Below are 16604 nucleotides of genomic sequence, written 5' to 3' on the forward strand. Positions count from 1 at the left end.
CGGCGCAGCATCCGCGCCAGCGCGAGATTGCCCGCGCGGGCGTGCGCGGGCCAGGCACCCCGGCTCTCGGGGCGCCGCCGGCCGAGCACCAGGTCGGCCGCGCCCTCCCGGATCTCCCGCACGAAGGGGACGAGCAGCGCGGGATCTAGGGAGGCGTCGCAGTCGCAGAAGCACACGATGTCGCTCGTGGCCGCGGTCAGCCCGGCATGGCAGGCGGCACCGAAGCCGCGCCGCGGCTCGTGCACCACCGTCGCGCCGAGCGCGCGGGCGATGCCGGGCGAGCCGTCGGTGGAACCGTTGTCGACGACGAGGGCGCGCCAGCCGGCCGGAATCCGGTCGAGTACCCAGGGCAGGGCCTCGGCCTCGTCCAGGCAGGGAAGCACCACGTCGACGTCCGTTGAAGTGGTTGTCACGGTTTCACCCTACGAACGCGAATCGGGCATATCGGACTCTCGGTCCTTACGAAACGCGGACGCCCGGACCGTGGCGCACCGAGGACGGGCGCGCGGTGCGACGCTTGAGACATGCAACCGCTGTACGAGCCCCACTGGACCGAAGCCGCAGGCGAGACGGCCCGGATCCTGGTCGTCGACGACGACCCGACCGTCGCCGAGGTCGTCACCGGATATCTGCACCGCGCCGGCTATCTGGTCGACCGCGCCGACGACGGCCCGACCGCCCTCACCCGCGCCGCCGCGCACCGGCCCGACCTCGTGGTGCTCGACCTGATGCTGCCCGGCATGGACGGCCTGGAGGTGTGCCGGCGGATGCGGGACCGCGGTCCCGTGCCGGTCATCATGCTCACCGCCCGCGGCGACGAGGACGACCGCATCCTGGGCCTGGAGGTCGGCGCCGACGACTACGTCACCAAGCCCTTCAGCCCCCGTGAACTGGTCCTGCGCGTCGAGTCGGTGCTGCGCCGCAGCCGCCCCGCCACCACGGGACACCGGCTGGCCGCGGCCGGACTCGCCGTCGACCCCGACGCCCGAAGGGCCACCAAGAACGGCGGCGAACTCGCGCTGACGCTCCGCGAGTTCGACCTGCTCGCCTTCTTCCTGCGGCACCCCGGCCGCGCCTACAGCCGCGAGGACCTGATGCGCGAGGTCTGGGGCTGGGACTTCGGCGACCTGTCCACCGTCACCGTCCATGTCCGCCGGCTGCGCGGCAAGGTCGAGGACGACCCGGCCCGGCCCCGCCTGATCCAGACGGTCTGGGGCGTGGGCTACCGGTTCGAGCCCTCCGGGGCGGTGCTCTGACCATGCGCGACACCCTGCTCATCGCCCTCTACGCCTTCGCCGGCGCCGCGGCCGCCGGGGCCGCGGGAGCGGGCGTGCTGCGCCTGATCCGGCGCCGCTCGCTCACCGCCTCCGTCGCTGTGGTCGCGGCAGTCGCCGTCGGCGCGATGCTCGCCGGCACGCTCGCCGTGGCCTGGGCGATGTTCCTCTCCTCGCACGACCTCACGGTGGTCACCACGGTCGTGGCGATGGCGGCCGTGGTCTCCCTGGTCACCGCGCTGCTCCTGGGCCGCTGGGTGGTCGCCCGCAGCCGTGCCCTCACCGACGCCGCCCGCTCCTTCGGCGACGCCGGCGCCTTCGCCGCCCCGGACGGCCCCGCCACCGCCGAACTGACCGCTCTCAGCCACGAGTTGGCCGCGACCAGCGCACGGCTCGCCGAATCCCGGGAAAGGGAGCGGGCGTTGGAGAAGTCCAGGCGCGAACTGGTCGCCTGGATCTCACACGACCTGCGCACCCCGCTGGCCGGGCTCCGAGCCATGTCCGAGGCCCTGGAGGACGGCGTGGCGACGGACCCCGACCGCTACCTCAAGCAGATCCGCACCGAGGTGGAACGCCTCAACGACATGGTCGGCGACCTCTTCGAACTCTCCCGCATCCACGCGGGCACCCTCCCGCTGAGCCCGGCCCGGATCTCCCTGTACGACCTGGTCGGGGACGCGCTCGCGGGCGCCGACCCGCTCGCCCGGGAACACGGCGTACGACTCGTGGGCGATCGCGTCGAACCGGTACCCGTCGAGGTGGACGGCAAGGAGATGACCCGGGTGCTCGGCAACCTCCTGGTCAACGCCATCCGCCGCACCCCTGCCGACGGCACGGTCGCGATCGCCGCCGAACGCACCGACGAGGGCGTGGTGCTGTCCGTGACGGACGGCTGCGGCGGTATCCCCGAGGAGGACCTGCCGCGGGTCTTCGACACCGGCTGGCGCGGCACCGACGCCCGCACCCCACCGGCGGGCGCGGGCCTCGGCCTGGCGATCGTCCGCGGCATCGTGGAGGCCCACCAGGGCCGCGCCACCGTCCGCAACATCCCCGGCGGCTGCCGCTTCGAGGTGACCCTGCCCGCGGCGCCGTAGAGGGGCTCGCGCACCCGGCCCGGGGACCGGTCCACGGCCGCCTCAGGCGGACGCGTCCGCCGCGAACTCCCGCATCCCCTCCGCGAACCCGACCTGCGGCTTCCACCCCAGCGCGGACCGCAGACGGGAGGAGTCGGCGGTGATGTGCCGTACGTCCCCGAGCCGGTACTCCCCGGTGACCACGGGCTCCGGTCCGCCGCACGCGGCCGCCAGGGCATGGGCGAGCTCGCCTACGGTGCGCGGCTCACCGCTGCCGGTGTTGTACGCCGTGAGGACACCCGGGGCGGTCTCCGCCTCCAGCGCGGCCACGTTCGCCTCCGCCACGTCCCGGACATGCACGAAGTCCCGGCGCTGGCGCCCGTCCTCGAACACCCGGGGGGCTTCCCCGCGGGCCAGCGCCGAGCGGAAGAAGGACGCGACCCCGGCGTACGGGGTGTCCCGCGGCATCCGGGGCCCGTACACGTTGTGGTAGCGCAACGACACCGCCGACCCGCCCGTACTGCGGGCCCAGGCGGCGGCCAGGTGCTCCTGGGCCAGCTTGGTCGTGGCGTACACATTGCGCGGATCGGCCGGGGCGTTCTCGTCGACCAGCCCGGGGCTCAGCTCCGCCCCGCAGCGCGGGCACAAGGGCTCGAACCGTCCCGCGTCGAGGTCGGCGACGCTCCGGGGCCCGGGCCGTACGACCCCGTGCCGCGGGCACGCGTAACGCCCCTCGCCGTACACCACCATCGACCCCGCCAGCACCAGGCGCCGCACCCCCGCCTCCGCCATGGCCGCGACCAGCACGGCCGTACCGAGATCGTTGCGCGAGACGTACTCCGCCGCGTCGGCGACGCCGTTGCCCAGCCCGACCATCGCCGCCTGGTGGCAGACGGCGTCCACCCCGGCCAGCGCCCGCGCGACCGAAGCCGGATTGCGCACGTCCGCGCCGGGATCCTCGCGGACGTCGTACACCAGCGGCTCGTGCCCGCTCGCCCGCAGCGCCTCGACGACATGGGACCCGATGAACCCGGCACCGCCGGTGACCAGTACACGCATACGGCCACGCTAGACGCGGACGGTCCCGCTATCGGCCGACACGGCGGTCGCGTCATGACTCCGTAAGAGGTGCGCTCGCGGGGTACGGGCGGGCGCGGTGGCACACCGGCGCGGGAGTCACGCGAATGCGAGGCGAGCGTGCGGTGCGTGAGGTTTTAAGAATCTCCGTCAACAACGTTGACTCCTGGGTGCGGCGCCCTCACATTACCTACCAGTAGAACCGTGAAGTAACCCCACCTGTAACGGCACTTCCCCCTGCTCTGAGCCGCCGCATTCTCGTGCACCAGCACACGGCCGGGCACCGTCATGCCCGCCTGCTCGGTGTCCCCATCCCGAGAACCCCGAGAACCAGGAGCCCATGCCCATGCCCATGCCTGCCCTGCGCCGTGCCATCGCCGCGACCTCCGCACTCGCCGGTGCGCTGGCCCTCGGCCTCACCGCCGCACCCGTCCAGGCCGCCACCACCCTGAACTACGCCGCCCTCGGCGACAGTTACAGCGCTGCCTCAGGCGTGCTGCCCGTTGACACGAGCAATCTGATCTGCCTGCGGTCCACGGCCAACTACCCCCACGTCATCGCCGCCCGCACCGGCGCCCGGCTGACCGACGTCACCTGTGGCGCCGCTCAGACCAAGGACTTCGCCGGGTCGCAGTACCCCGGAGTCGCCCCGCAGGCGGACGCCGTCACCGCGGACACCGACCTGGTGACGCTGACCATCGGCGGCAACGACAACGGCACCTTCATCAACGCCATGCTCGCCTGCGGCAGCGCGGGCATTCTCACCGCGGGCCAGGGCAGCCCCTGCAAGGACATCTACGGCAGCTCCTTCGACGACGCCATTGACACGAACACCTACCCCGCGCTGAAGAACGCGCTGAGCAGCGTCCGGGCCAAGGCGCCGGGCGCCCGCGTGGCGGTGCTCGGCTACCCGTGGATCACCCCCGCCGAGGCCGACCCGTCCTGTTTCGCCCAACTGCCCATCGCCTCCGGCGACGTACCGTACCTGCACGCCCTGCAGGCCCACCTCAACGCCGTCGTGCAGCGCGCCGCCGAGGAGACCGGGGCCACCTACGTGGACTTCTCCCAGGCCTCCGAGGGACACGACGCGTGTCAGGCCGTCGGCACCCGATGGATCGAGCCGCTGCTGTTCGGGACGAACATCGTGCCCGTCCACCCCAACGCGCTCGGCGAACAGCGCATGGCCGAGCGCACCATGAGCGTCCTCGGCCTCGACTGACCCCTGGGAGGGCTCGGCAGGTCAGGCGCGTGCGCCGCCGTCCACCCGCAGCACCGTGCCGGTCACGAAGGAGGAACGGTCGCTCAGGAGCCATGCGGCGGCCTGGGCGATCTCCTCGGGTACGGCGGCGCGGCGCAGCGGGGTGACGGCGGTGAGCCGTTCCTGGAGCCCGGGGGCCTCGGCCTCCCAGGCCCGGATCATCTCCGTCAGCGTGTTGCCGGGGGCGATGGCGTTGACCCGGATGCCCTCGGGGCCGTAGGTCACGGCGGCCGACTCCGTCAGGCTGTTCACCGCCCGCTTCATCGCACCGTACGCCGGCAGCTCGGGATTGCCCCGCAGACTGCCGACGGACGAGTTGTTGACGATGGCGCCCGTCCCGGCGGTGGCCCGGATGGCGGCCACCTCGGCGACCATGGCCAGCCAGACGCCCTTGAGGTTCACCGTGTAGACCTCGTCGAAGTCGGGCTCCGGCAGTTCGTCCATGGGGCCGGGCCGCTGGATCGTCGCACCGTTGTTGAAAGCGACGTCGAGACGGCCGTACAGCTGGACCGTACGGTCCACGGCCGCCCGCACGCTGACCGCGTCCGCCAGATCGCACACGATGTAGTCCGCGGTGCCGCCCGCCGCACGGATCTCCTCGGTCACCGCCTTCAGCTGCGCCTCCGTGCGGGCCGCGAGCACCACCCGGGCCCCTTCCCGGGCGAAGAGCCGCGCCGCGGCGGCTCCGATCCCGCGCCCGGCCCCGGTGACGAAGGCGACCTTGCCGGTCAGGAGGCCGGAGGTGTGCGACGCGGGTGTTTCGATGAGCTGTGTGTTCTCCATGGCAGCGAGCCTGCGCCCGTGAGCAGGGCCCATCCAGGCACCGCCAGTACCTGGATCGCCGCTGTGGCACCCGTGCACACTTCAGGTGTGGACAGAGCGGAACTGGCGGCCTTCCTGCGCAGCAGGCGCGAGCGGATCAGCCCCGCCGATGTGGGCCTGCCCGTCGGGCCGCGCCGCCGCACGCCGGGGCTGCGCCGCGAGGAGGTGGCGCAGCTGGCCTACATCTCGGCCGAGTACTACACCCGGCTGGAGCAGGCCCGCGGCCCGCGCCCCTCGCGCGAGGTGCTGGCCGGGCTGGCCCGGGCCCTGCGGCTGACGGACGCCGAACGCGACCACCTCCACCTGCTGGCCGGCGCCCCGCCGGGCCGGCCGCCCGGACCCTCGCGCGAAGTGCCGCAGAGCATCCTCGACCTGGTGCACCGACTGCCGCGGTCCGCCGCCTTCGTGACCTCCGCCCTCCTGGAGGTGCTCGCCTGGAACGAGCTGGCCGCCGCCCTCATGGAGGACTTCTCGGCCCTGTCCCGGCGCGACCGCAACCTGGCACGCCGAGCCTTCCTCGGGCCGCTTCCCGGGGGACGGAGGCTGTACGGCGTGTCCGACGCCGACGCGTTCGCCCGCCACGCGGCCCGGCGCCTGCGCACCACCGCCGCCCGCTACCCGGACGATCCCGAGGTGAGCGCGCTGATCCGTGAACTCCTGGCCGGAAGCGAGGAGTTCGCCGGGCTGTGGGCCTCCCACGACGTGGCCGCGGAGCCCACGCTGTGCAAGACGTTCCAGCACCCGCTGGTAGGGCCGGTCACCGTCAACTGCGACGCCCTCGACCTCACCGACCGGGACCAGCAGGTGGTCATCTACACCGCCGTCCCCGGTTCGTCCTCCGAGGAGGCGCTGCGGCTGCTGTCGGTCATCGGCACCCAGCGCATGGACGCGTCCGGCTGAACTTCCTGTGCCGGCCGCGCGTTCAGCTCCGCTGGAAGAACTCCACCTCGCCGACCGCGACCACACGCTGCCCGGTGAGTCCCATGACCGAGCCCAGCACCAGCGGTACCTTCACCACGTCGTCGATCCCGGTCGCGACGCTCTGCTCGCCTGCTTTGTCGCCGAGGTCGATCTCCTCGTGGTGCACCGAGCCGTCCGCCGAGGTGATGAGGCTCCGGCCCCCGGCGCCCCCCAGTAGTGGTTGATGAGCCCGTCCGTGGGGTCCTTCGCCGGATGCCCGGGCACAGCGCCAGGACCACGGCCAGCGTCACGAGCACCTGGATCCACCTCCGGGACCCCGCACGCACCCGGCGCCGGAACGGCCAGATCGTCCGCCACCAGGGCAGCGATGCCCGGTCCTCCGCCAGAGCGTCTCCGCCTGATCCGTTCGTCGCTGCCCTGCCGTGCGTTCCGGCAGGGCAGCGACACTTGATCAGCAGTACAGGTTGCTGCCCGGTGAGACGCCGAGGATCTGGGTGAAGCGCTGGTAGGCGTCGACTCGGCTCTGGACCTGGGCGGGGTTCTTGCCGTCGCATTCCAGGGAGCCGTTGATGGACCGGATGGTCTGGCCGAAGCCGGCGCCGTTGACGATGGCGTTGTGGGGGGTCATGGTGCCCGGTCCTGACTGGGTGTTCCAGTACCAGAGGCCGGTCTTCCAGGAGACGGCAGGGTCGTTCTCGACCTGCCAGGGGTTGTTCAGGAGGTCGATGCCGAGTGCGTCGCCGGCGGCCTTGTAGTTGAAGTTCCAGGACAGCTGGAGCGGGCCGCGGCCGTAGTACGCAGCTTGTCCGGCGGGGCAGCCGTAGGGCTGGCTCCAGTCGCAGTAGGTGGGGTAGTTGGCGGTGTTCTGCTCGACGACGTAGACCAGGCCGCCGGTCTCGTGGCTCACGTTGGCGAGGAAGGCGGCGGCCTCCTGCTTCTTGACCGTGTCGCTGCCGGTGTTCGCGAAGCCGGGGTAGGCGGTCAGCGCCTGGACGAGCCCGTTGTAGGTGTAGAAGGAGTTCCTGTTCGGGAACATCTGATTGAACTGGGCTTCGCTCACGACGAATCCGGAAGGCGTGCCGCTCCCGCCGCCGGCCGGGGCGTTCCACTTCTGGTTCGCACCACCCGTACAGGTCCAGATCTGCAGCTGCGTACCGTTGGCGCTGTTGTTGTCCCGCACGTCCAGGCACTTGTTCGCGGCCGGGTTGACGATGTCGTGGGCCGCGGTGACCACCCACTGCTGATTCGCGCCGCCGCCGCAGTCCCACAGCTGGACCGCCGCGCCGTCGGCGGTGCCGCGGTCGACGACGTCCAGGCACTTGCCGAGCGCCCGCAGAGTGCCGTCGCCCGGGTTCGACGACCAGATCTGGGCGCTGGTTCCATTGCAGTCGTAAAGCTGTACGGCGGTGCCGTTGGCGCTGTTGGCTCCGGCCACGTCGACGCACTTGCCGGCGAGTCCGGTGACCTGGCCGTCCGCGGCCTGCGCGGGCGTGGCGGTGAACAGCGCGGTCAGGAGGGTGGCGGCGACGCCGCCGGCCAAGAAGCGTCCGAGACTTCTCAAGCGCGGGCGTCTGTAAGGGGTTTCGGCGAGGCGGAGGTGCATCGAGAGGTGCTCCTGTCCTGGTCGAGCGGATGAGTTCGTACGGCCGTGGGCGCGCGTGTCGAGCCGCCGGCCGGCGGAGTGATCACGCGGGGGTCAGTTGAGGACCGTCTCCGTGACGACGATGTGACCGGCGTCGGGATCGAGGCTCCCGCCGAGCCGGCTGAAAGCGCCGTCCGTCAGGTCCAGACACTTGGGTTGCTGCGGAGTCGAGGCGAACGTGCCCCGGTCGTTGATGCGGACCACCAGCGACGCGCCGTTGGCGACATTGGTCACCTGCACCGCGGTCCCGAAGGGCAACTGGGGCCGGCGGCTCAGCGATGTCGCCGCCGTGTCGGCGTCGTTGTCGAAGAGTTCGCCGCTGGCCGTCAGGGCCCCGGGCGGCTGGGGGCCGTAGTGGGTCGCCCAGCACTGGTCGGACGACGCCTGTGCGGCCGGGGCGTTCCACTTCTGGTTGGCGCCGCCGCCGCAGCTCCAGATCTGGATCCGGGTGGCGTTGGCGGGGTTGTCGTCGGTGACGTCCAGGCACTTGTTCGCCTGGGGGTTGACGATGTCGTGGGCAGCGGTGACGGTCCATTTCTGGTTGGCGCCGCCGGTACAGGACCACAGCTGCGCCTTGGCGCCGTCGGCGGTGGAATTGCCGGTCACGTCCAGGCACTTGCCGAGGGCGCGGATCGTGCCGTCGGAGCCGACCGTCCACTGCTGGGCGTTCGTGCCGTTGCAGTCGTAGAGCTGGACGGGGGTGCCGTCGGCGGATTTGGCCCCGGCGACGTCGAGACACTTGCCGGCGAGTCCGGTGATGGTGCCTGTGTCGGCCTGGGCGGGGGAGGCGTTGAGCAGGATTGCTGAGAGACCCAGTGCGGCCGCCAGGACGGCGCCGGGGAAGGACTTGGCCATGTAGACGGTGGCCCTTTCGGATGGGGTGGGCAGCGGGCAGCGTTCACCTCTGGAACGACTGGTCAACGGTGAACGCGGCGTGCGGGATGTGGCTGAACCGTGAAACTAGAGGTCCAGACCAGTTGCGTCAAGTAGTGAAGTAAGCCATGAAGTAAGGGAGTTGGTGCCCATGCGCCCAGAGTGCGGTGCAGGCCGTTGACGTCCCGGAGGGGACGTGGTGAAACCCGGACGCGATATGAGGGAAAATGGTTGCCTGGAGAAACCACAGGGAACGCGTGAAAGGCCCGCCATGCCGCACCTCACCATCGATCACTCCGTCCGCCTGACCGGAGCCTTCGATGCTTGTGCTCTTGTGAAGGAACTGCATCCGCTCGTGGTCGAGGAGTCCGGTTCGTCGGGTGTGTGCAAGACGCTGATCCGCCCGGTGGAGACCTATGCAGGGGACCCGCCGGGCAGGGAGACCGCTTTCGTCCACGTGGAAGTCGGCCTCATGCCCGGCCGCTCCGAGGCGCAGAAGGCGCGGCTGTCCGAGAGTGTGCTGGGCCTGCTCGCCAGGCATCTGCCGGCGGGCGACGATGCGGAGGGACAGGTGGTCATCTCGGTGGAGGTGCGCGACCTCGCCGGCTCCTACCGGCTTTCGCCGTCCGCGCGTTGAGACGTCGGGCTGGATTCGGATACGGCGCTACGGCGGTTCCGGCGCGCCCGAATTCGGTTGTCCGCCGCGTCGCGCCCGCACTACGTTGCCGCGGTGGAACTCTTCTCACGTTCTTGGACGGCGCTGCGCACGGCGGTCGCCGAGCTTCCGGACGCGGACTTCGCACGGCCGTCGGGCTGTAGCGGCTGGCTGGTCCGGGACCTGGTGTGCCACCTGGTCACCGACGCGCAGGACGTCCTGATCACGCTTGTCACTCCCGCCGACACCGAACCGACCGTGGACGCGGTCACCTACTGGAAGCTGGTCGAGCCCCCGACCGGCGAGGACCCGCTCGACGCTCTGACCCCTCGGCTGGCCGCCGCCTACGGCGAGCCGCGGTGGCTGAAGTTCCACCTGGACGACGTCGGTTCCGCGGCGGGCCGCGCCGCCGAACTCGCCGATCCGGCCGCCCGTGTCGGCACCCGCGACGAGGTGCTGACCGTCGGCGACTACCTGTCCGCGTACGTGGTCGAGTGGACCCTGCATCACCTCGACCTGATCGCCCATCTGCCGGCGGCCGCCGATCCGTCCGCCGAGACCCTCGCGGCGGCCCGCGCGTCGCTGGAGAAGATCGCCGGTACGGCGTTCCCCGCCGCGCTCTCCGACAAGGACGCGCTGCTGATCGGCACCGGTCGCCGTACACCGACCGACGCCGAGAAGGCCGTACTGGGCGATCTCGCCTCCGAACTCCCGTTCGTTCTCGGCTGAACGGCGCAGCTCGGACCGTGACCATCTGATGAGATGGTCTTCGTATGGGGTCACTATCATGTGGCTGCAAGACAACCATTCGAACGGCCCGTCGAACATGGGCTGTTCGGGGTCGCCGATGCCAGGGACCGCTCCCCGGGCTGCGGTGATCTTCCTGTCCAGGAGGACCTTCCGCATGTTCCGACGTATTGGCAGTACAGTCGTCCGACATCCCGTGTGGACGATAGTGGCATGGCTGATCGCCGCGGTGGCGATCGTCGCCACCGCTCCGAGTCTGCCCTCGAACAGTGACGAGAGCAGCTTTCTACCCAAGAGTTATGAGTCGATCAAAGCGGCGGATCTACAGCAGAAGGCGTTCCCCAGCGCCTTCACACCGTCCGCGATCGCGCTCTACCAGCGCACGGACGGCGGCAAGCTGACCGCCGCCGACCAGCAGGACATCGTCCGGATCAGCACCGAACTGGGCAACAAGCACATCGACCAGGTGCAGAAGGTCGTCCCCGGCCTGCCGTCCAAGGACGGCAGGTATGACCTGACCCTGGTCCAGATGGACAGCAGGAACGCCGGTCAGCCCAAACAGGCCGACGCGGCCAAGACGTTGCGCGACGACGTCAAACAACTGGCCAAGGGTACGCATCTCGACGTCAAGCTCGGCGGCTCCGCCGCCCAGGCCCTCGACCAGCAGGACTCGTCCAAGCGGGGACAGGCACTGATCGGCTTCGGCACCTTCGCCATCATCCTGGTGACGTTGCTGATCATCTTCCGGGCACCGATCCTGGCCGTACTGCCCCTGGTGCTGATCGGCCTGGTGTCGGCCATCGCCAACGGTCTGATCGCCTACGCCACCAAGCTGTTCGACCTCCAGGCCAACAGCTCGATCTCGTCGATCCTGATCGTCGTGCTCTTCGGCGTGGGTACGGACTACTTTCTCTTCCTGATGTTCCGCTACCGCGAACGCCTGCGCGCCGGTGACGAACCCAAGCAGGCCATGGTCAACGCGGTCGCCCGGGTCGGGGAGGCCATCGCCTCGGCGGCCGGGGCCGTCATCATCGCCTTCCTCGCGCTGGTGCTGTCCACCCTCGGCTTCCTCAAGCAGATGGGCCCGGCGCTCGCCATCGCGGTCGGCGCGACCCTCGTCGCGGGTCTGACCCTGATCCCGGCCGTGGTCTCGCTCATCGGACCGAAGGTCTTCTGGCCTTCCAAGTCCTGGCAGAAGGAGCCGGAGAACGCCCGGTTCGCCGCCCTCGGCCGCGGGGTGCAGCGGCGTCCGGCGCTGACCGCCGCGGTGTCCGGCCTCATCCTGGTCGCGCTGTCGCTCGGCGTCTTCAGCTTCAACGCCACCTTCGACCTGGCATCGGGCTCCATGCCGAAGACCAAGGAGTCCATGGTCGTCCAGGACCAGATGCAGAAGGCGTACTCGGCAGGCGCCGCGGCACCCACCGACGTCTACCTGTCCAGCACCGACGGCAAGCCGCTGGACAAGACCGGCTTCGACGCGTACGCGCAGAAGCTCGGCTCCGTGGACGGGGTCGCCAGCGCCCGTATGACTCAGCTGAACAAGGAAGGCACCACCGCCGACTTCACCGTCACGCTCAAGTACGAGGCGTCGACGGACAAGGCGATCGACACCGTGGGCAAGGTGCGCGACGCCGCCCACTCCGACGCCCCAGCCGGCACCGAGGCGCTCGTCGGCGGCATGTCCTCGATCTACAAGGACATCAACACCGCGGTGAACCACGACTACAAGACGGTCTTCCCGGTGGCCGCCCTCCTCATCATGGTCATCCTGGGCCTGCTGCTGCGCAGCGTGGTCGCCCCCTGGTACCTGATCGCCTCGGTGGGCCTCGGCTTCGGCGCCACTCTCGGCGCCACCGTGTGGATCTTCCAGAAGGGGCAGGGACACTCGGGTCTGATGTTCATGCTCCCGGTGATCATGTATCTGTTCGTGGTCGCCATCGGTACCGACTACAACATCCTCATGATCGCCCGGCTCCGCGAGGAGGCCCGCGAGGGCCGCGAGCCGCGCGAGGCGGCCGGCATGGCACTGCGGCACGCCGGGCCGACCGTCGCCGCGGCCGGCTTCATCCTGGCGGCGACCTTCGCCACGATGATGCTGGCGGGCAACTCGCTGCTCACGGAGATGGGTTTCGCGGTGTCCTTCGGCATCGCCGTCGCCGCCTTCGTCATGGCGATGTTCTTCACGCCGAGCCTCACCGCCCTCATCGGCCACGCCGCGTGGTGGCCGGGGCACGGCGACCGGAGCGAGGTGACGACGCCGGGAGCGGGCCCCGGACCGAGCGGTTCTGCGTCGGCCTATGGCACCGACCGGGACTCCTTCGCCCGTGATCCCGCGGGACGCCGCAACTAGCGGCGGCGTGCCGGGGGAGTCCTGCCGAGCCACCACGGCCCGGCAGGACTCCCTGCCTGCGCGTCGCGGAGCGCCCGTCAACCGAGCTGGTGACACCGGCAGTTAACCCAACCGGGATGCCCGCATCAACCGCCGCACGGATGGACGTCCGACGCGGCGAGCACGCTCGGGTGCATGGCATTCACCTCGCACAGACCCGGATGGGCACGCGCGACGGCCGTCACGGTGACCGCCCTGCTCATCCTCCTCGCTCCGCCCGCCGGCCGGGCCACCGCCGCCGGGGCGACCCTCCCGCTCGGCGACCCCGGACTCGCCGAGACCCGTACGACGCGGACCCTGGCCGACGGCGTGACCCTCACCCGTATCGTCCGGGGGACCGAGCCCGCCCCGGCCGGCCAGATCGACACCACGACCCACGGCCCCTGGAAGGTCGACGTCCTGACGATCGACCCGCACCGGGCGCACGGGCACCTGCGGGCGACGTACGGCCCCGACCTGGCCCACACGGAGAAGACGACCGAGCTGGTGCGCTCCTCCGGGGCCCTGGCCGGCGTCAACGCCTCCTTCTTCACCTACACCGCCAGCGCGGAGTACCCCGGGGACCCGGTGGGGCTCGGCCTCTACGACGGACGGCTGCTCAGCGAGCCCACCGGCGACGACACGGAGGCCGACCTCGTCGTGGACGCCCACGACAACCGCGTCGTGATGGGCCGGCTGAGCTGGAAAGGCAGCCTGCACAACCGGCGGACAGGAGCCACGCTGCCGCTGAAGTACGTGAACCATCCGCCCGTCGTGCCGCCCGCCTGCGCCGGCCTGACCGACGAGACCCGGTGCGCCGTTCCCGGTGACGTCGTGCGCTTCACGCCCGAGTTCGACGGGACCACGCCCGCCGGCGCGGGCGTCGAGGTGGTCCTCGACCGGCACGGCTGCGTCGTACGCACCCAGTCGACGCGAGGCACCCACCTGACCTCCGGCCAGACCTCGGTGCAGGCCACGGGAGCCGACGCGGCTGCCCTGCTGCACACCGCGGACGGGGGCTGCCTGCGGACCGAGTCCGTGCTCACCGACGAGCAGGGCCGGCGACTGCCCGTGCACCCGGGGCTGTTCGGCGTGAACGGCCGCTATCGCCTCACCGCGCACGGCCGCATCGTGGTGCCGGCCGGCGCGGGCAGCTTCTTCGCGCGCAACCCGCGCACGATCGCCGGTACGACCCGCGACGGCAAGGTCGTGCTGGCGACCATCGACGGCCGGATGACGACCAGTGTCGGCACCACGATGGACGAAACGGCGGCCGTCGCCCAGGCGTTGGGCCTGACCGACGCGGTCAACCTGGACGGCGGCGGCTCCACGACCATGTCCGTCGAGGGCACCCTGGCCAACCACCCCAGCGGGACCACCGAACGCGCCGTGGGCGACGCCCTGGTCTTCGTACCCGGCCCCTACCGCCCCCTGGAATACCGTCCCGCCGACGAGAGTTGATCACCGTATGACTCAAGGCCCCGCACCCCGCCCCCTCTCGGACGCGGCCGTCTCGGACCTGCTCGCCAAGCAGCGGTTCGGGACTCTCGCCACGGTGAAGCAGAGCGGCCACCCGCATCTGACCACCATGCTCTACACCTGGGACCCCGAGACCCGCGTCGTCCGGCTGTCCACGACCGCCGACCGTGTGAAGGCGAAGCACCTGCGGCGCGATCTGCGGGCGGCGCTGCATGTACAGGGCGGTGACGTATGGTCGTTCGCCGTCGCCGAGGGATCCGCCGAGGTCTCCGAGGTCACGACGGTGCCCGGTGACGCGGTCGGACGGGAACTGCTCGCCATGATCCCGCCGGCCGCGCGACCGGAGAACGAGCACGCCTTCCTCGCCCAGCAGGTCGCCGAACGCCGACTCGTGATCCGGCTGCACGCGGAACGGCTGTACGGCACGGCCCTGGACATCAACGGCTAGCTGTCGCCTGTTCTTCACGACGGTGAGGGTGCCGTGACGGTCGAGCGGAAGCGGGCGCGGTAGGTCGTCGGGGCGATGCCGAGGCGGTGCTGGAAGACCCGGCGGAGCGTCTCGGACGAGCCGAACCCGGCCAGTCGGGCGACCTCCTCGATGCTGTGCCCGCTCCCTTCCAGGAGCACCTGGGCGGCCTCGGTGCGGACAGCCTCGACGTACTGGCCCGGTGTCATCCCGAGCCGGCTGCGGAACAGCCGGCCGAGATGCCGGGTACTGAGGCCGGCGCTCCGGGCCAGGGAGCCCAGGTCGTGGTCGGCGGCGGGGTCGCCGGTCACGGCGTCCATCACCCGTCGTACCGCCGAGTCGTCGGCCCGCTTGGCCGTGAGCCGCGCGCTGAACTGCGACTGGCCGCCCGGCCGGGCCATGGGGACAGGGACACCGGCCCGGTCCCCGTGATGAACTGCGGCAGCACCGACACGCCGCACACCCCGGCCTTGGGGTTGCCGAGACTCGTACCGGACCCCGTCGCCCGGCCGCTCCGGCAGCCGGCCCGGCCCCCTCGGCCGGGACAGCCGCAGAGCCGATCTCCCCTGCCTCCCCGACCTCCCTGGCCTCGATGGCGTCCCACGATCCCGCCCGCGATCCGTAGCGCCGCGTACGCGCCGGGACTGGCCGGCAGGACAGCGGACAGCCCGGCCGCCGAGGCCACGGACCACAGTAGCGAGCCGGTCGCGTTGCCGACGTGTCCAAGCAGCACACCTGGGCCCAAGTGCTCCTCACAGGGGCTGGCTGGCGAGGGTCGCCAGGTAGGTGCCGTACAGCAGGGACACGGTCGTGAGGCCGCCGCACAGCAGCCGGGCCCGGGTGGAGGGGTCTGTGGGCCACACCCGGGCGAGGACTCGGGCCGGTGGGATGAGGAGCGGGAACGCCGGCAGGAGGAAGCGCGGCTTGGACGAGAAGGGGCCGGACACCGCGACCACCAACAGCAGCAGGACGCCCGCGAAGACCATCAGCGGCAGCGGGGCGCGGTCCAGAAACAGCTGCCAGAACGACACGATGCCCGCCACGACGACGGCCAAGGCCACCGGATAGGTCACCCAACTGCCCCGCAGCGGCATCGACTCCAGAAACCGCAGGGGCCCGACGGAGAGGTCCAGCCGAGAGTTCCAGGCACTCTGCACCTGCAGATAGCCGTGGACCAGGTCGCCGGTCCGCCGGCCCACCCACAGCACATAACCCGCCCAGCCCAGCGGACCGAGGACCGCGCCGGCCAGCAGGCCCGGGGAGGCGCGCCCCCGCTGCCGTACGACCTCGTGCGCGGCCGCGACGGCGACGGCCACGGCGGCCGCGATGCCGTTCGGCCGGGCGAGGCCGGCCAGCAGCGCCAGCGTGCCCGCGATCAGCCAGCGGCGGCGCAGCACGGCGTACAGGGACCAGGCGGCGCACGCCGTGAACAGCGGCTCGGTGTAGGCCAGGCCGAGGACGACCGATTGCGGCAGTACGGCCCACAGAGCGACGAGGGCGGTGGCGACCCTCCGCCCGTAGAGGTGCTGGCCGATCGCGTGGATGCCGCACACGGCGAGCGCCGCGGAACTCCAGGCGATCAGGAGCCCGGCCCGCCCCGCGGTCACGGGGAGTAGGCCGCGCAGGGCTCGGATGAGCCACGGATACAGCGGAAAGAACGCCCAGTCGGTCTGGACCGCTCCCGTGGCGGTGATGCGAAGCTGGGTCCCATAACCGTGCTCGGCGATGTGCAGGTACCAGACCGAGTCCCACCTGTGGGCGAGGCTCTTGCCGAACCGGCGGCCGGCGACCGCGTCGACCATCACCGTCAGTACGACCCCGGCAAGACGGACCGCCGCGAAGACGGCGAGAGCCCGGAGCACGCCAGGAGGACCCTGCACCCGGCCGCGGCCGGTCTCACGAGGGTCGTCGGACCGCCGCAGCGCGGAGGACATGCTCACTCTCCGACG

Annotated in this window: 17 protein-coding genes; 9 read left to right on the forward strand and 8 right to left on the reverse strand. The window is 71.3% G+C overall.

Annotated features, from left to right (window positions below):
- Positions 1 to 413: glycosyltransferase family 2 protein (locus M878_RS88800; protein WP_031227137.1), on the reverse strand; the 413-nt coding region annotated here is incomplete at its 3' end.
- Between the two features lie 111 nt (positions 414 to 524).
- On the opposite strand from M878_RS88800, the gene M878_RS88805 reads away from it, so the two are divergent.
- Positions 525 to 1256, forward strand: a complete 732-nt coding sequence (locus M878_RS88805; RefSeq protein ID WP_023553293.1) for a response regulator transcription factor — start codon at positions 525 to 527, stop codon at positions 1254 to 1256.
- A gap of 2 nt (positions 1257 to 1258) precedes the next feature.
- The gene (locus M878_RS88810) at positions 1259 to 2368 is read left to right on the forward strand and encodes a sensor histidine kinase (protein ID WP_023553294.1); all 1110 of its coding nucleotides are present in this window, start codon (positions 1259 to 1261) and stop codon (positions 2366 to 2368) included.
- A gap of 42 nt (positions 2369 to 2410) precedes the next feature.
- Here M878_RS88810 and M878_RS88815 read toward each other — a convergent pair whose 3' ends face one another.
- Entirely contained in the window at positions 2411 to 3406 is a 996-nt protein-coding gene (locus tag M878_RS88815) for an NAD-dependent epimerase/dehydratase family protein (protein ID WP_023553295.1), read from the reverse strand.
- A gap of 364 nt (positions 3407 to 3770) precedes the next feature.
- Between M878_RS88815 and M878_RS88820 the strand changes: the two genes are divergently transcribed.
- The gene (locus M878_RS88820) at positions 3771 to 4643 is read left to right on the forward strand and encodes an SGNH/GDSL hydrolase family protein (RefSeq protein WP_023553296.1); all 873 of its coding nucleotides are present in this window, start codon (positions 3771 to 3773) and stop codon (positions 4641 to 4643) included.
- A gap of 21 nt (positions 4644 to 4664) precedes the next feature.
- On the opposite strand, the gene M878_RS88825 is transcribed toward M878_RS88820, so the two are convergent.
- Complete coding sequence (locus tag M878_RS88825) at positions 4665 to 5465, reverse strand: SDR family NAD(P)-dependent oxidoreductase (protein ID WP_023553297.1); 801 nt, start codon at positions 5463 to 5465, stop codon at positions 4665 to 4667.
- 87 nt (positions 5466 to 5552) lie between these two features.
- Here M878_RS88825 and M878_RS88830 point away from each other — a divergent pair, with 87 nt between their 5' ends.
- Complete coding sequence (locus M878_RS88830) at positions 5553 to 6404, forward strand: helix-turn-helix transcriptional regulator (protein ID WP_023553298.1); 852 nt, start codon at positions 5553 to 5555, stop codon at positions 6402 to 6404.
- Between the two features lie 22 nt (positions 6405 to 6426).
- Here the strand turns inward: M878_RS88830 and M878_RS97945 are convergent, their stop codons facing one another.
- The 3 genes from M878_RS97945 to M878_RS000000102045 all read right to left on the reverse strand — a co-directional run bounded on the left by M878_RS97945 (position 6427) and on the right by M878_RS000000102045 (position 8922).
- A complete protein-coding gene (locus tag M878_RS97945) occupies positions 6427 to 6591 on the reverse strand; it encodes a hypothetical protein (RefSeq protein WP_023553299.1) in 165 nt (54 codons plus the stop codon).
- Between the two features lie 285 nt (positions 6592 to 6876).
- Positions 6877 to 8028 carry a chitinase gene (locus M878_RS88835; RefSeq protein WP_051430155.1) on the reverse strand — a complete coding sequence of 384 codons (1152 nt, stop codon included), beginning with the start codon at positions 8026 to 8028 and terminating at the stop codon, positions 6877 to 6879.
- Positions 8029 to 8121: 93 nt separating this feature from the next.
- Complete coding sequence (locus M878_RS000000102045) at positions 8122 to 8922, reverse strand: lectin (RefSeq protein ID WP_023553301.1); 801 nt, start codon at positions 8920 to 8922, stop codon at positions 8122 to 8124.
- A 214-nt stretch (positions 8923 to 9136) separates the two neighbouring features.
- On the opposite strand from M878_RS000000102045, the gene M878_RS88845 reads away from it, so the two are divergent.
- The 5 genes from M878_RS88845 (at position 9137) to M878_RS88865 (ending at position 14637) form a co-directional block, all read left to right on the forward strand.
- The gene (locus M878_RS88845; RefSeq protein WP_245238314.1) at positions 9137 to 9577 is read left to right on the forward strand and encodes a 5-carboxymethyl-2-hydroxymuconate Delta-isomerase; all 441 of its coding nucleotides are present in this window, start codon (positions 9137 to 9139) and stop codon (positions 9575 to 9577) included.
- 93 nt (positions 9578 to 9670) lie between these two features.
- Entirely contained in the window at positions 9671 to 10324 is a 654-nt protein-coding gene (locus tag M878_RS88850; protein ID WP_031227139.1) for a maleylpyruvate isomerase N-terminal domain-containing protein, read from the forward strand.
- 175 nt (positions 10325 to 10499) lie between these two features.
- Entirely contained in the window at positions 10500 to 12692 is a 2193-nt protein-coding gene (locus M878_RS88855) for an MMPL family transporter (RefSeq protein ID WP_031227141.1), read from the forward strand.
- Between the two features lie 174 nt (positions 12693 to 12866).
- Positions 12867 to 14171 (forward strand): phosphodiester glycosidase family protein, encoded by a 1305-nt coding sequence (locus M878_RS88860; protein ID WP_023553305.1) that lies wholly within the window; start codon positions 12867 to 12869, stop codon positions 14169 to 14171.
- A gap of 7 nt (positions 14172 to 14178) precedes the next feature.
- Positions 14179 to 14637 carry a TIGR03618 family F420-dependent PPOX class oxidoreductase gene (locus M878_RS88865; protein ID WP_023553306.1) on the forward strand — a complete coding sequence of 153 codons (459 nt, stop codon included), beginning with the start codon at positions 14179 to 14181 and terminating at the stop codon, positions 14635 to 14637.
- 14 nt (positions 14638 to 14651) lie between these two features.
- Here the strand turns inward: M878_RS88865 and M878_RS88870 are convergent, their stop codons facing one another.
- Positions 14652 to 15056, reverse strand: a complete 405-nt coding sequence (locus tag M878_RS88870) for a helix-turn-helix domain-containing protein (RefSeq protein ID WP_023553307.1) — start codon at positions 15054 to 15056, stop codon at positions 14652 to 14654.
- Positions 15057 to 15407: 351 nt separating this feature from the next.
- The gene (locus M878_RS88875) at positions 15408 to 16589 is read right to left on the reverse strand and encodes a mannosyltransferase family protein (protein ID WP_023553308.1); all 1182 of its coding nucleotides are present in this window, start codon (positions 16587 to 16589) and stop codon (positions 15408 to 15410) included.
- Positions 16590 to 16604 lie beyond the last annotated feature (15 nt).

This window comes from Streptomyces roseochromogenus subsp. oscitans DS 12.976, from assembly GCF_000497445.1.
GTDB lineage: Bacteria > Actinomycetota > Actinomycetes > Streptomycetales > Streptomycetaceae > Streptomyces > Streptomyces oscitans.